We start from the raw sequence: 14,553 nt of genomic DNA, 5'->3' as shown, positions 1-14,553 counted from the left end.
GTTCTCTTAAACACTTCTTAAAATTGATTTTTGTAATTCTGTAGCCGAACTCACAATTTCATCGGCTTTAAGCTTAAGCTGCTCTGCCACACCGTATCCCCAAGTAACAAACCTGAAATCAATATTCGAGGCCTGTGCTGTGCATTGATCGATTTCAGAGTCACCAATAAACACCACCTCATTGGGTTGAACGCTAAGCTTTTCAATAAGCCTTAAAGTCTGAGTAGGATTCGGTTTTTTGAGCGTTTCATCGGTGACACCTTGAATTGCATCGAATGCGAAATACTTAAAGCAGTACTCCAATACATCTAGCGCCTGACGGTGATATTTATTGGTTACAACTGCGGTTTTCACTCCCTGTGCATGCAAGCTTTCAAGTAACTGCACTATGCCGGGATAAACAGTGAGCTGAGTGAATAGGTTGTCGTCATATACTTTGTTGTATGCAGCTACAGTTTCATGTAACGATCCAGTAGAAGTTCCACAGAGTGCTTGCAGCATGTTTGCACTTCCCTTACCAATAAATGGTAAAACAACGTCTTGATCCACAGCGTCAAGCCCACCTTTTCCGCGCAAAATATTGACGCTAGTGGTGATGCTGCTGAGCGTGTCAATCAAGGTGCCATCCAGATCGAAAATTGCGAGCTTATACATGCGCTGCTGCTCCATTTTCCCAAGACATAACATAATGACTTGGCGCTCCTTGACTAAACATCAATCGGTGACTGCTTTCGCTCACCATATTTCTGTGAGCAAGGTGAATTTGATCCTTTTTCAGTACTGCGACTGAGTGCCATGGTGTGCGCCAGCAATCTGCTGAATTAGCGAGTTTGATACCGATTTTTTGCGAAATTCTAAATTGTGGATGAATGGATAATCTCAAGGCTTCTGGGTATCTCACTTCTAGCAACTTACTCCAAGCATTACTTCGAAGTATTACCCTTAAGGCCGTAGACTTAGCTGCTTTTTGTACCTGAGTTTTACTCACCCCAGCAAACTCAACTAAACCAAGAAAATCCTCAAATAAGAACTTAGTTATTCCTTGATACATGGAGCGAGTTTCTTTTTCGCTTTGCGAGCGATTTGTTAAACTAACCAATGACTCACCATAGCGGATCATTAACTCTTCTCGCATCGCGTCTAAACATTTTATTTCGGGGAAGGCATCTTTAATGTCGTAAAAATCAAATTGGGTAGGATAATTGCTGCTGTAATATTCTTTGATAGCCTCGGTATAGCTATGTACGTCTGTATCGGGGATCCGTACAAGATCAGAGAACACATACCCATCGGAACAAATTAATACCTTTACACCCGGCGAATAGATTTTTTCAATTCTGTCGCAAAGTACATGAAGCATATCGATAGAATGCTTCTCGGCTAAATCAGGGTATTTACTCAATGTTTTATTGCGATTTGGTGATTTTCCCGGATAGGCCGGTAATACCATTGTTATCGGCTCACCCTTCGCGACCATCCGCTCTATTTTATCTAAGTGAGGATACAGTTCATCTTCACTTAAATACTCATGGTTCTCGTCCGCTTGCGAAACTTCGGACTCTACCAACTTTCGCTCACGAAATACGAGTTGCAGTATCTGACGGGATAACTCCGCTACATTCTGGTTTGACATAAATCTCAGTCCTTATAAACTTATTCATCCAATGCTTGGCGCTTTAGCGAAAATATCGCTAAGCCAAAACATGGTTATTATTTTGCGTACTTCTTTGATTTAATTTTGAAAACCACGCAGGGTCTGCGAGTAGCGCTCGACCTACTGCAATCAAGTCGAACTCATTTTCTTCTAGTCCCCGGATCAAGCTTTCATAAACATGTTGACTGGCGCTTGACGGCCCACCGAGCAAGAAGTCATTACCAAGTCCGACTCCCCCAACGGCTATACAAGGTTTTTGTGTAATCGCTTTTGTCCAGCCTGCCAGTGTCCTTTCACTGCCTTCAAATCCAGGCTCCCAAAACCTTCTTGTGCTCGTATGAAAAACATCCACACCGGCCTCGGAAACTGTTTGCAAGAAAGGAGCTAATTCTTCTGGTGATTGGAAAACACGCGCTGAAAAATTCTGAATCTTCCATTGAGACCAACGGAAACCGATAGTGAAATCGGGACCAACCGCATCACGGATAGCAGTCACAACCTCGGCAGCAAAGCGATAACGGTTTTTTGCCCCACCACCGTATTGGTCGCTTCGTAAGTTAGTCGCTTGCCATAAGAATTGATCGATCAAGTATCCATGGGCAGCATGTATTTCAATACCATCAAACCCGCAAAGCTGTGCATTCTTAGCAGCATTTGCATACGCAGCAATGACCTCGTCAATTTCCTTGATGGTTAGCTTTTTGCCATTTGGTATATTTGGCGCTGACAGTCCGCTGGGGCTAACTGCAGGTACACCAACTTCAGGTGGCATTGCAGCTTCTCTTACACCACCGACATGCCAAAGCTGCGCAAAGATCTTACTGTCAAAGCGGTGCACTTCATTAACCACTTTGCGCCAACCCGACAGTGCGGATTCCGAATACATAAGCGGGACGTTGAAATGTCCATTAGCAGATGCATGCGGAATAACGGTTCCTTCTGTAATGATGAGACCAACGCCATGCTTTGCTCTTTGTCCGTAGTGTTCGACTTGCACCTTACCAGGAATATGCTTTACAGAGCTTTCCTGAGTCATAGGTGCCATTACAACGCGATTGTTGAGCTGTAGATTCGATATTGAGACTGGCGCATTTATTGAACTAACCAGTTTATTTAAATACTCCATTTTGGTTCCATCATTAAATAAATAATAGAATTATTGTATGTTTTCGTAGAACCTTTTTTATGGCAATTACCGACCAAAACCAGCCAATTATTGACACAAGATATAAACACAATAAACAACTTTGTTACAAAATATTTATTATGTTAATCACAAACAAAAAAGCCCCTAAAAAGGGGCAAAAATCAAAAGGGAAATTTTAAAATTGAAAATAACTAATATTGCAGGATGTTCATTTAAATAATTAACATTTAAAAATAATACTCAATACTTAACTGAATAAAGTCATCTTTTTTCGTGCTAAAAAACGGATCGTTTTCTCTGGTTTCATCCCCGACCCATATCTCAGTTCTTAATCTCAAAGCGGGAGTTATTCGTGTACTACCTTCTACTCTAAACATCGACCAGTGATGCGCGTCAATATCATGAATGGCACCGATCAATAACTCAGACCCAGAAACGTCATTTATTGCAACTCGAACCCCAAAAAAGACGTCATTCTGGAAACTGGAAGTGCTGTTTTCATCTAATTCATCAAAGCTATATTCAACCAAATAACCTAAATCTGCTTGACCTAAAGCACCTGCGTGTGTGTACTCAAAACCGCTAGTATGCGCGATAGCCCAATCATGTAGGCCTTTTCGATAAATGGTTTCATTCTTAATCAGCCATCCGCCGAAAACCCCCTGAACTTCCAATCCATACTGGGTAAGTTGGCTGTAATAAGGTGTATAGTGGCCATTTTCCAGTAGCATGCTCGGTGTACGGTTTGTACCAATAAAATATGAAGCGGCAAGCTCCCAACTATCAAAAGAATTTGTCGCTCTCAATGCGAAATCTGTATGGCTATTTTCTTGGTTATCTTCATATTTAGACTGTGAACTAATGACAACATCAGGATGTAAACGCTGTACTTTGCTAGCAAAATTTCGCTCTCTGAAGTATGGCATTACAAACATTTGCAGCGAACCGCTGCCATGAAGCCAATTAAGTTGTAGCATAGGCTGACCGAGCTTATCTTCGCCATCAATACTACTTAAAACATCTGTCTGGTTAACAATATCAACTAAATGCTGGGACTCTGTAACGCCCCAAAATACCTCACTCACTCCTATCTTTGCATCAAAGTTACCATTAATGTAACTCAGATTAAGCTCTCTAAAATCTAACTGATGTCTTGCAGCTCCGAGGCTGTCGTACCTTGCATAAGGTTTGGCAAGTGCACTCCAATTTGTATTGATTGGCAGGTATATTTCAGGCTCAATAAAAATCAAAGATTGACTCTCATGGTGCTCTGGTTGCGCATCCGTATATTGTCGCTGGCTGAAGTTCGCAGTACCTCTAATGTCCACATCCGCAATACAAGCAAAGGTGGTTAACACACCGACTAACAGCATCATTATTAACTTCATCTCTAATCCTTTGCTGCTTGGCTGAGTGAACGCTCACTCAGCCAATTGTTTTTTACCTAATACGTGACAAGTTTGCTTGTGCAAAATTCGTCAATCGTACTCCTTGGCTAATGTTATAATTATCAAAAGAAATCGTAGTTTGCGTGCCCTTTTGATGGTTCACCATCAGCAAATCGTCAACGCGCCAAAATCTCTCGTTGTAAAGCTGATAGCCTTTAAAATGCTGGGTTTTTAAAGCACTCCCTTTACGATCAAAATATTCTATTTGAAGCGGAATCGTGCGCTTTTTATCCAACCAAACAAGCTGTTTTGAATACCCTGAGTTTTCATATACCGGAGTACGCTCAACAACATTGACCGCTTGGCCTTCAAATTCATCCTCTCGGATAAACTTGTAGGTATACTTTTCAACTTCTTGTGAACTCATATCTTCGTATGCAAAATCACTTCCCATAAAAGGGCCTGACTTGTTACTAGACGAAATACGCTTTACTCGCTTAAGCGCTGGTAGGTAAAGCCACTGATCATCATCTCCAACCTTATGGCTAAACGACAGCATCACTGTGCCTTTCACATCATATGGGGTATCAAATACCACCAAACTTTTATCTCCATCATCCTCAACTTCAAGCATCTCATTTCTAACCTTACGGATATTTTGATTACCCGCTCTGTCTTGCAGCGTCATGGTGATATCAACGGTTTGATCTACCCAACCAGAATCCACTTGATCTGCCAGCTGGGCAAGTTGTAGTCCTTTATCTTCATCGCTCGCTGCAAATGTGAGTGTCGAGCTAGCTAGCAAGCTAGTTGCCACAAAAACCTTTTTTAAATTCAGCATATTATTTCTCCTTATGATGCTAGTTGCGCGTTGATCAATCTTTCATCAGCAGCTCGTTGCTCGGCACGGTCAACAAACAAAATGATCGCTGGAAGTAAAATGTTGATGACTAATAGAGCTGCTACCACAGTTAACGCAGACATCAAACCTAAAGAACTATTCAACGAGAAAGAAGACATAGTTAGGACGGTATAACCTGCAATTAACGTAACTGACGTAAATAGCAATGCATTTCCCACATTTTGATACGCGTATTTAATAGCATCGGCAGGGGCAAGGTTAAATTGCTCTTTACCACGCAAGTATTTGATCATGAAGTGAACACAGTTATCGACTATGACACCTAGTGTTGCAGACACCACAATAGAAACTTCCATTCCGGCCTGCCCTCTTAACAGCGTCCAAGCACCAAACGCGAAGATCGCTGGTAATACATTAGGTAATACACTAATAAGGCCATATTTGATGTTACGCATTGCAATAAATACGACAATACAAATCATAATGAGAGATAATAATGTGCCTGTGACCATTCCTTGAATATTCACATCTGACTGGTGAGCAAAGATCACCGTAGCGCCTGAACCAATCGCATGCATATAAGCTGGCGCATTATTTTTTAACCATGCTTCGCCTTTAGCTGCCGCCTCTCTTAGCTCATTAGTTGAAACATCTTTCATCGTAATGACTACCTTCGAGCTAGATTTATCCATATTGATCTGATTGGTTAGATCTAGACCGTATGGTAGTGACATTTCGTATAGCAATAAGTATTGCGCAGCGAGCTCTTTATTTTCAGGTATACGATAAAAGCTTGGATCATCACCATGAAGGTTTTTATTCAATCGCTTCATGGTATCGGTCAAGACACTCACATTATAAACGTTATCAAAGCTACGATAGTATTTCGCAAAATCATCTAGCGTATTTAAATATTCAGCATCACTAATTCCCTGAGAGCCTAAAGACTGAATGTTAAACTCAATACTGTATAATCCTGTTACATTTTTTTGAACAAAGTCTGCATCATTTCTAAACTGTGTTTTGTCAGAGAAATACTCAACCCACCTATCATCTAATTTAAGATTTGGAATAGGGATCATAAAAGCAATAGTTAATGCAGAGAAAATAATAATGACGGTCTTATATTTACTTTCAATAAAGTGAGAGAGTTTTGCCCAAATTTTATCTGAAAACTTTGTGTCTTGCTCTTTTTGCTTAATCCAATTTGGTAAAATATACAGTAAGCAAGGCAATAATGTGATCGATAAAACAAACGCAATAAATACACCAATCGCCGTAATATTGCCTAAGTCATGGTAAGGAGGTGCATCAGCAAAGTTCAAGGCAACAAAACCAATAATTGTTGTTAAACTAGTCAGTAAAATTGGCAAGAAGTTAACCGACATTGACTCTTTAATTGCTTCGGCATCGCTCACACCACGGCGTTTGGCAATAACAAAACTCATTATGATATGAACAGAATCAGCAACTGCTAATGTCAGAATAATAGTCGGAGCGATTGAAGATGGAGCCGTAAGCGGGATACCAAGCCAGCCAACAATTCCCATCGTTGTAATAGTCGATAAGTGCACTATTGCAACTGTCATTAATACCTGCAATACAGAGCGGAATAACACCAGCAATATCGCCAACATCACCATATACATAACAGGCATGATGTTCACGATATCTTGCATACCTATCTCAGCAAAAGCGTGGTTTAGCATATGTACGCCAGATAATCGAACTTCTACCGGGTACTGAGCTTCAAGCTCTTGAGCCAATTCTCTCACTGCAGATACGGCCTCAGAAGTCTCCATCGGCGACTTACCTGGAAGCGTTAGCACCACATTGACACCTGTGTGTTCCCCATTTTGAGAAACAATACGGTTTTCCAACATAGGTTCAGCAAGCGCAACCTGACGGATATAATCAATATTAGAGCCGATTAATTCACTTTCAGATTTAAATAAGTGCGCGACAGTAAGATCATCATCATTTGCTACTGTATTTTGATAATTGCTCAATGAGTCAACTCTCGTCGCATAAGGAACTTTCCAAGCTTCTTCCGTTGCATGTAACACAGCAGATAGCACAGCTTTGTCGAATACAGTTCCCCCAGACTTAGGGCTAATAGAAATATAGATGCTATCGGAAAGTGCATAATCACTTTCTAATTCATCCATCGCAGCAATCACAGGTGATGGCGAACCAAAGTAGTACCTGTAGTCACTACTAAAGCCAACCCTGCTTTGTCCAAGACTTGTGGCTATACAAATGGCGACGACTATCAGCGTAACCACATATCGAAAACGTATCAGCAGCTCAGTAAAGCGTTTCATTTTGCTTGGCTGAGATGCAATTTGAGTTTCAATGCTCAAAATAGAACTCCCCTGTCGGATTAAAATCACACTAAATTAACATTACACCCCGAATTGTATGCAAAACGTAAACGTGGTATCATTGCATAATTGGACCAAATACGGACAGTTTCTGACAATGATAAGGATTGGGCTTTTTTTATACCCACATTGCATGCCTGCAGGATTATTTTACTTTTTAGACTTATTAGAGACCGTTAATAATCGGCTATCTCAACCCGCATTTGAGGTATCTTGGGTAGGCTTAGAGAAAACTGAAGTCACATGCGCACACAACATCAAGCTCAACGTCGATAACGTTATCAATGACTATCAATACGACGCGATATTATTACCTGGCTTTTGGGGAAGTACAGATCTCCATTGCTTGCCTATTACCTATGGGCGATTAATTAACGAGCTAAAAAAGTTACCCAGCGAAACGCAAGTTTGGTCATATTGCACCGGCGTCGCATTACACGCGGAGTCTGGGCGCTTAAATCAAACGAAAGCCACGATTACATGGTGGTTAACGGATCAAGCGGCTTCACGCTTTTCTAAAGTAAAATGGAATAATCATTTAGCGTGTATTTATCACCCTGATGGTGACGCTACAACTTCTGGCGCCAATGGCTATTTACAAATATTCCATAATCTTATGCGACATAAATTCGAAGAAAGTGTTGCGCGAGATGTATTCAAATTTTTAGTACTACCTCGACCACATTTAGACTATTTGCCCTTTAGGCACTTGGATCTGGTTTATCTTGACGATCCGTTATTGAAAAAAGTATTTCATTGGGTTGATAAGACACTCGCATGCGACCTATCGGTATCAAACCTTGCAGACCATTTGAACTTAACTGAGCGAACACTAGCAAGAAGGGTCAAGACGCTGCTCAACATGACCGTTCTAAAATTAATAGAGCAAATCAAGATTAACCGTGCCTGCGAGCTCTTGGTTTTGACATCACAAACAATCAACGTCGTGAGCGATAACTTAGGTTATAACGATGACAGCCAATTTAGGCGGACATTTAAGCGCATAACAGGGCTTACTCCAAAAGAATATAGAAGCCAATTCAAAGATCACGATGAGTTGTCTGAGAAACAACGAGATATGCTTTATTAAGTGTGGTATGCAGCCTAACCTCTAGATTAATACCAATTAGTCTTACTAGTTGCTCAATTTGAAGGAGTAAATCTGACACTAACTGCGTTAAAAATTTCTCATTTAGAGCAACTAAATAACCTGAACTAGGGATAACAACTTGTTCTCTAGCAGTCATCCCTTACTACTGCGTTAAATTTGCTTGCAATAGGCCAGCTATTGACGCACAAATTTGCCTTGTATTTAGAAATAACTTCAGGCTAAAGTGATACTGCAACCTTTAAACTATTGAATTAACTTACTTCTTATCCCGAGTTCAGTTTAAATACCAAAATTTTCGTCTGGTTATCGGCTAGATTTTCTCGCTTCAAAATAGATCTCTTAAGTAAGCGAATTGGTATAAGACGCGACACAATTGAAGCCATGTGTGGTTTAAGGAAATTATTGCCAACTTACTACCTGACATTTAATCCCTAAACCCTTAAAATATGGAGCTTTGAAAATCTGTTTGGAATGACCATGCAAGCCGTTATCGAACAACTTAATGAAAATCTCAAGATCATATACCGCCAAGCGCTGGATGCTGATAAAAAACTCGATGAATTGCAGCAGCAAGGTCATGGTAAGTTTAAAGCGTTATTTACAGAAGAAGCGGGGTTTACGTTTGAAGCAAAGCGCTTTAAACCTTATGTTTTGGATGTTGCAGCCGACGTTGAAGGCCTATCGACAACTGAAAAAATTGACGAGCAAAAACTCGCACTGGTTGTTAAAAAGTTACAATCCTTACTACAGCTACTGGCTACATTTAAATAGCCAGCTAGTTAACCAAACACGCAGCTTGGCCGCTGCGTGTAAGCTTATCTCAAGGCTAATGCCTGTTAATTAACTAACCTTTTTAATCAGGTCATTTTCAAACCAATCAGTTAAGAGACGCTTTTCATAATAAAAAGATTCGTCCATGCCTCTTTTTATTCTATCCATGAACGACATATCTTTTAACGTCACGCCATTTTCCTCTGCGATGGTTTTACCAGACTTATCTGTTAACTTATAGCTAATTTCAAAACGAGGGAAATGGATTGGTTTAATCACCCGAATATCAGTGGTACCGTAATGAACATCACCAGCAAGGTCTATCTCATCAAAGGTAATTGCGAGCTTGTAGCCCTCGGGTAATTTCGTCGCTAATTCTTCTAGATGCTTCTGTAGTTGCTTTTCAACCCGTTTATGAAACGAACCTCGCGTTTCATTACCAGGTCTAACATCGCGATACTCTTTAAAGTCCTTCCAAGTCACAGCGACCTCACCTGCATTGACAAACAAGGGAGTCATAAATAAAGCAAGTATTGCAATTTGTGTTTTCATCTTTGGATCTCCTTCAAACTCTACCATCACCTTACTCCTTCATTGTGCGAAGTAAAGCAAGATCACACCCTTTTACGCAGTGTGACATTTGACTACATTTACATAACCAACCTAAAGCTGTACACAAAAGTTAGCTAGCTGAATGAAAAACTAAGTTCACTAATACTATTCCACCCTAGATAAGTGCTTGCTCAAAAGCAATGTAGGATTTCTGGGAGTTATTAAAAACCAAAGTTAAAGCATTCTAAGGAATCACAATTGCTAGCGTTCAAGTTAGCTTATAGTTAGTAAGACCTAAATTAGGGTAAATCGTTCTCAAACGGATGTAATCAAAGCGGTGTCTTTACGACTACAAGCAATCGTGTAGCTTCATCCTTATGCTCTTTTATCCCCATCAAACCACTGCTATTTATTTTGCATGATAAATCCGCCCACTATTGACATTCACAAAAAACCAACCAAAATACACTTTTTAGAAACACAAAAGGACATTGTTTCAAATGAAGTATTTCTTATATCTCAGTGTGTTAATCATGAGTCTGTGCAGCACTTATGTACATGCTGAAAGAACAGTACTATGTAATGCTTGTAGTCCAGAGCACTCGCAAAAACTAGTAGAAGAAGTCACTCGCTATGAAGGCGAGCGGATATATGTTGTAGATCTCGTTCACTCATCACCTAAAATAACACTTTATAAATCTGTTTTAGACCTAAGTACTGATGAAGTAACTGCACCTAATAAATACCACGCATTTAGTATTGAATATCACGGGCCAGGCTCGGTTATGTCACAGCAACTCAAAGAAAAACTAATCGAAGTTCAAAAGACTGTAGAGGTGCTCCGTAAACGGACAGCTGAGATCACGTTACTAGTCGACGAGGAATTTGAAAGTGCATTTCAAATTGCCTTACCCGAGCACAACTTCATAAGTAAAATTGCCACTCGGATTAAAACAGACAAAAAGGTTAAAAATCAATTCACTCTCATTCATACACAACTAAAACAGCTAAAAGCTGATCTGGGTCTAGATATTGGGTTATCATCACTAGGCTTAAACCTGAAACCTGTGTTGGTAATAAATTTTAAAGATGGCACCAATGCTTGGGTGAAGTTGGATTTGCTCACAACTAATGGAACAAGTGTAGCCGTAGAGGGAAGTCTCATGAAAGCACTCGATAAACAAGGCCAGATTATTCCTATTGGTGGTGGCGTCTTAGGGGTTAGGCTTTGGGCCAAAGACAGAGCATTAAATGAGGAAACCGCTGGTAGCATGAAGTGGCTCACCGAATGGCTAAGTAGGGTGGAAGATCGGGGCGTGCCCATATATAACTCAGATAATAGTGGTCAAGGTAATGCTAGCACATCAATTAAAGACTGCCATGTTGTCATAACAAGAAATAAAAAAGGCCAAGAGCAGGTATCGCTAGTTTGTAGCTAACTTGAGATTGGATTAAGAATAAGATAACTAATCCTTTAAGTTCACTTTCAATTATCCAAGTGGTAACTAGGTAAATTAGTGCATCAATAGCTCACTATTGGTCATGGGTTTAGCGCAATTCGCACCAAAAGTGATTTGTTTGCAATAGTAAGTGAGTTGGTAAGCTGAGCAATCAGCCTTCTATTTTGATGATTTTTTAGGTCGAGATTTATCCTGTCATATTGCGCTTGTCATTGTGAAAGAGCTCACTATCTCTCGATTTTTTGTGCTGTGTTAAATAGTCAAATTATAATAATTAAAAGCACCTATATGAAAAAAACAATTAACACCTACCTTGGAACGTTAGCGAGCTGCCTTTGTGTGCTTGTAACGAATTCTCATGCGCTTGGAAATGACAACGATTCAATCGACAACCTGCCTAGCACAGCTCTGCAGTGGCAAGCTGTTGCAAAACAAGATATCCATTACGCCTATCAGCAATCAGCTACTAACCACCCCGGTATGTTGGATAGCCACAATCCTGGCTTTGCACAGTTACTTGAAAACGCAAAGCAACAAGCCTTAGTGCTTGCTGAAAAGATCAAAAAATGCCTCAGGCTATGAGGCCACAATTGCCCGTTTTAATACGGTTTTACAGGATGGTCATGCTGGCGCTGTGGCGGTTTTACCAAAATCGGTGAGGCAACCTAGACGTTGGCCGGGGTTCTCGGTAGTCTGGCGTGGTGATGGTTTAAAAGTGTATTACAGCGAGCATGATAAAGTGACTAAGGGCGACAAGATCATAAGCTGTAATGATACACCTATTAAGCCGTTAATGCGTAACACGTTGTTTAAGTTTCATGGTCAAGTTGAGCAGCCAGGTCATTGGTGGAATCAAGGGTGGCGATTATTAATCGACGACGGTAATCCATTTTTACCACCATTAAAAACATGCGACTTTGTGCAATCGAGTGGCGTGGCCTACAGTCTACAATTACAGTGGGTAGAACGACCAGATAGTGTTAGTCAACATCTAGTAAATGCTTACAATGGCGATAAGTTGGAGGTCGGTTTACATTGGCCTGTCGAAGATATAGCCTGGATAGCAATGCCCACCTTTGCACCTAACGAAACAGAAAAATCAAATTACCAGCAACTATTTGCTGACTTAGCTAGGCAACGCGAACAACTTCTCACAGCTACAGCTGTGGTATTAGACCTTCGTCATAATCAAGGTGGTTCAACGTATTGGAGTTTGAAAATCGCCGAGCAATTATGGGGGCAGCAAATCGTTAATTATCGAAAAGATAAACATGACGAAAAATCACAGGTGTGGTGGCGAGCATCAAAAGATAATACTCAGTATGTAGAGTCGTTAATAACTGTATTACGCGACCAGCCTGAGATGCATGAAATGGTGAAAGCAGTGTCTGTAGGTATGCGTGCATCCTTAGAAGCTGGAAAGCCATTTTATGTAGAGCATAAGCCACAAGCAAACAATGCTTCAAAGCAGCTAGCTGAAAGTGACTTTAAAAATAAAGCGATAGTGATCGTGCCGGGGCAATGTGGCAGCGCCTGTCTGGATGCTGTCGATACTTTTAAGTTGTTTTCAAATACAGTGTTATTTGGCGCCCCAAGTAGCTCAGATTCAACCTATATGGATGTAAGGTTGGTTGATACCCCATCAGGCTTGAGCAAGGTCATTATTCCTAATAAAGTCTATGTAAATAGAGCTCGTGGCAATGGTGATTTTTATCAACCTGACATCCCATTTAATGAGGTCGAGTGGACAACAGACGCCTTATTAGAGGGAATCAAAAAGTGGCCGGTAGTGAGGGAGTTGGTGAATAAAGATATAAAGCACTAAAAACTTTGATGCTCTGCTATGAAATTGAAAAATTAAATCACGAAAAATAACACAAAAGAATAAAGACCTTATCTATCATTACACATCTGCTGAAGAGCGAGTGGGTATTCTTACGAATAAGCAGTTATGGGCTACACATCCACGGTGTTTGGATGATATAAGGGCGTTTATTTATATTCTTGGGGGATAAATAAAAGCAGCAAGGTGCTATAGAGAAAAAGTTTGGGAATTATTACTCATGGAGTCGAGTACCTCAAAGAAATAGAAGTTCATTTGCCTGAGCGTGTAGCACCTAGTATCAAATATAAAAAGCACAAACCCCAGCCGAAGCTGGGTTTTTAAAGCGTGTAGTGCTTAGGAGATGATGTTTACATCATGTCGCCCATACAGAGCTTAAGCTTTTGTTTCTATTTAACTATTAACATGGGAAAAAGTGGCGATACCCCACTTAATACCCCTCGGATGAAATAAAGGATAAATTTATTTATTTTTCACCCAGTTACCTATATCAATAGCGCGCTAACAACAACTCTAAGGCTCTGAAGCAATTCAATATAAATTATTTAATAACAAATTGTTATGATACTGGCAATCATATAATTAGAAGTAAATTTCGAACTACCTTGTATTGTAATAGGAACATAGATAAATTAAAATTTTCTCCGAGTTTGATTCTGAGAAAAGGCTTTCAAGAGTCAAGTTACAAAATCACTCTCTTTTTCTCATCATACAAAATAACTTCAAGGACAAAGGAATATTATGAAAGTTACCGGTTTATTAAAATCGCTTATGTTAGCGACATTGGTTAGCACTTCTGCTATATCTTATGCTCAAGCCGAAGGTGGATTAGTTCAAAGAGCTGAAGCGGTCGCTAAAGCTGAAGGTATTACTATGGCTGAGCTGCTAGACCGTTCTGAAAGTGGCGAGCTAGACGTAAATCAAAGAGCAGCTGAATTAAATGCTGAATGGGGACGCTGCGAGACCTATAAATATACAAAGTATGCAAGTGCTAAAGTAGATCAAGAAATTACTCTTACCAATTTTTCAAGCTTTGGCGGTACTTGTAATTCTTACTTTTTCACAATAGAAAGAAACTATGATGGCCATGATATGGAATTAATTTTATACCGTGATGATAGAGAAATTGATCGAGGTACTCATATCGGAAGATACCTTCCTCGTGGCAGCTATAGATTAACTCTGAAAAACAACGGTGGCGGTACAAGTATACGTGGCGGTGTACGTTACGAATACCGCGAGAATTAATTTATATGAATTAGTTCTGACCAGACCTGACAATTCGATTTGAAAAATTGAGAGTTACCCGTTTTGATAAAGGTGTCGAATCTTTGTTCAAAACAACTAAGGAGTAACTCTCATGTTACATACTAACAATCCA

The 14,553-nt window shown here is 40.1% G+C and carries 13 protein-coding genes; 6 read left to right on the top strand and 7 right to left on the bottom strand.

Annotated features, from left to right (window positions below; all coding sequences use genetic code 11):
• Nucleotides 1–6 precede the first annotated feature (6 nt).
• The 6 genes from NH462_RS03470 to NH462_RS03445 form a co-directional block, all read right to left on the bottom strand.
• Nucleotides 7–654: an HAD family hydrolase gene (locus NH462_RS03470; RefSeq protein ID WP_010368728.1), complete on the bottom strand. Its 648-nt coding sequence runs from the start codon at nt 652–654 to the stop codon at nt 7–9.
• Nucleotides 647–1,633: an isocyanide synthase family protein gene (locus tag NH462_RS03465; RefSeq protein WP_253104060.1), complete on the bottom strand. Its 987-nt coding sequence runs from the start codon at nt 1,631–1,633 to the stop codon at nt 647–649. The genes NH462_RS03470 and NH462_RS03465 overlap by 8 nt, the downstream gene beginning before the upstream one ends.
• 58 nt (nt 1,634–1,691) lie before the next feature.
• Nucleotides 1,692–2,780, bottom strand: a complete 1,089-nt coding sequence (locus tag NH462_RS03460) for a 12-oxophytodienoate reductase (RefSeq protein WP_045987961.1) — start codon at nt 2,778–2,780, stop codon at nt 1,692–1,694.
• 248 nt (nt 2,781–3,028) lie between these two features.
• The gene (locus NH462_RS03455) at nt 3,029–4,189 is read right to left on the bottom strand and encodes a hypothetical protein (RefSeq protein ID WP_010368733.1); all 1,161 of its coding nucleotides are present in this window, start codon (nt 4,187–4,189) and stop codon (nt 3,029–3,031) included.
• Between the two features lie 52 nt (nt 4,190–4,241).
• Nucleotides 4,242–5,030: an outer membrane lipoprotein-sorting protein gene (locus NH462_RS03450; protein WP_069021402.1), complete on the bottom strand. Its 789-nt coding sequence runs from the start codon at nt 5,028–5,030 to the stop codon at nt 4,242–4,244.
• A gap of 11 nt (nt 5,031–5,041) precedes the next feature.
• On the bottom strand, nt 5,042–7,414 hold the full coding sequence (locus tag NH462_RS03445) for an MMPL family transporter (protein WP_253104058.1): 2,373 nt from the start codon (nt 7,412–7,414) through the stop codon (nt 5,042–5,044).
• Nucleotides 7,415–7,568: 154 nt separating this feature from the next.
• Between NH462_RS03445 and NH462_RS03440 the strand changes: the two genes are divergently transcribed.
• Together NH462_RS03440 and NH462_RS03435 are read left to right on the top strand one after the other, a co-directional pair.
• Nucleotides 7,569–8,525, top strand: coding sequence for a helix-turn-helix domain-containing protein (locus tag NH462_RS03440; protein ID WP_010368740.1), 957 nt, complete (start codon nt 7,569–7,571; stop codon nt 8,523–8,525).
• Nucleotides 8,526–9,023: 498 nt separating this feature from the next.
• A complete protein-coding gene (locus NH462_RS03435; RefSeq protein ID WP_253104056.1) occupies nt 9,024–9,317 on the top strand; it encodes a prephenate dehydrogenase in 294 nt (97 codons plus the stop codon).
• Nucleotides 9,318–9,386: 69 nt separating this feature from the next.
• On the opposite strand, the gene NH462_RS03430 is transcribed toward NH462_RS03435, so the two are convergent.
• Nucleotides 9,387–9,896 (bottom strand): DUF3016 domain-containing protein, encoded by a 510-nt coding sequence (locus NH462_RS03430; protein ID WP_010368743.1) that lies wholly within the window; start codon nt 9,894–9,896, stop codon nt 9,387–9,389.
• 473 nt (nt 9,897–10,369) lie between these two features.
• Between NH462_RS03430 and NH462_RS03425 the strand changes: the two genes are divergently transcribed.
• The 4 genes from NH462_RS03425 to NH462_RS03410 all read left to right on the top strand — a co-directional run bounded on the left by NH462_RS03425 (nt 10,370) and on the right by NH462_RS03410 (nt 14,420).
• A complete protein-coding gene (locus tag NH462_RS03425) occupies nt 10,370–11,308 on the top strand; it encodes a hypothetical protein (protein WP_253104054.1) in 939 nt (312 codons plus the stop codon).
• A 309-nt stretch (nt 11,309–11,617) separates the two neighbouring features.
• The gene (locus tag NH462_RS03420) at nt 11,618–11,911 is read left to right on the top strand and encodes a hypothetical protein (RefSeq protein WP_253104051.1); all 294 of its coding nucleotides are present in this window, start codon (nt 11,618–11,620) and stop codon (nt 11,909–11,911) included.
• Complete coding sequence (locus NH462_RS03415; RefSeq protein WP_253104048.1) at nt 11,877–13,154, top strand: S41 family peptidase; 1,278 nt, start codon at nt 11,877–11,879, stop codon at nt 13,152–13,154. The genes NH462_RS03420 and NH462_RS03415 overlap by 35 nt, the downstream gene beginning before the upstream one ends.
• A 759-nt stretch (nt 13,155–13,913) precedes the next feature.
• Nucleotides 13,914–14,420 (top strand): hypothetical protein, encoded by a 507-nt coding sequence (locus tag NH462_RS03410; protein ID WP_010368749.1) that lies wholly within the window; start codon nt 13,914–13,916, stop codon nt 14,418–14,420.
• Nucleotides 14,421–14,553: the final 133 nt, after the last annotated feature.

It is taken from the genome of Pseudoalteromonas sp. OANN1 (assembly GCF_024124685.1).
Lineage (GTDB): Bacteria > Pseudomonadota > Gammaproteobacteria > Enterobacterales > Alteromonadaceae > Pseudoalteromonas > Pseudoalteromonas piscicida.
The sequence above is the reverse complement of the archived record's forward strand: the minus strand, read 5'-3'. Positions and strand labels throughout refer to the sequence as shown.

Bases quoted from the DNA above. Each gene is read 5' to 3' on its own strand.
- NH462_RS03455 (WP_010368733.1), bottom strand. From the start codon at position 4,189: ATGAAGTTAATAATGATGCTGTTAGTCGGTGTGTTAACCACCTTTGCT.
- NH462_RS03460 (WP_045987961.1), bottom strand. From the start codon at position 2,780: ATGGAGTATTTAAATAAACTGGTTAGTTCAATAAATGCGCCAGTCTCA.
- NH462_RS03440 (WP_010368740.1), top strand. From the start codon at position 7,569: ATGCCTGCAGGATTATTTTACTTTTTAGACTTATTAGAGACCGTTAAT.
- NH462_RS03465 (WP_253104060.1), bottom strand. From the start codon at position 1,633: ATGTCAAACCAGAATGTAGCGGAGTTATCCCGTCAGATACTGCAACTC.
- NH462_RS03430 (WP_010368743.1), bottom strand. From the start codon at position 9,896: ATGGTAGAGTTTGAAGGAGATCCAAAGATGAAAACACAAATTGCAATA.
- NH462_RS03425 (WP_253104054.1), top strand. From the start codon at position 10,370: ATGAAGTATTTCTTATATCTCAGTGTGTTAATCATGAGTCTGTGCAGC.
- NH462_RS03410 (WP_010368749.1), top strand. From the start codon at position 13,914: ATGAAAGTTACCGGTTTATTAAAATCGCTTATGTTAGCGACATTGGTT.
- NH462_RS03470 (WP_010368728.1), bottom strand. From the start codon at position 654: ATGTATAAGCTCGCAATTTTCGATCTGGATGGCACCTTGATTGACACG.
- NH462_RS03450 (WP_069021402.1), bottom strand. From the start codon at position 5,030: ATGCTGAATTTAAAAAAGGTTTTTGTGGCAACTAGCTTGCTAGCTAGC.
- NH462_RS03435 (WP_253104056.1), top strand. From the start codon at position 9,024: ATGCAAGCCGTTATCGAACAACTTAATGAAAATCTCAAGATCATATAC.
- NH462_RS03420 (WP_253104051.1), top strand. From the start codon at position 11,618: ATGAAAAAAACAATTAACACCTACCTTGGAACGTTAGCGAGCTGCCTT.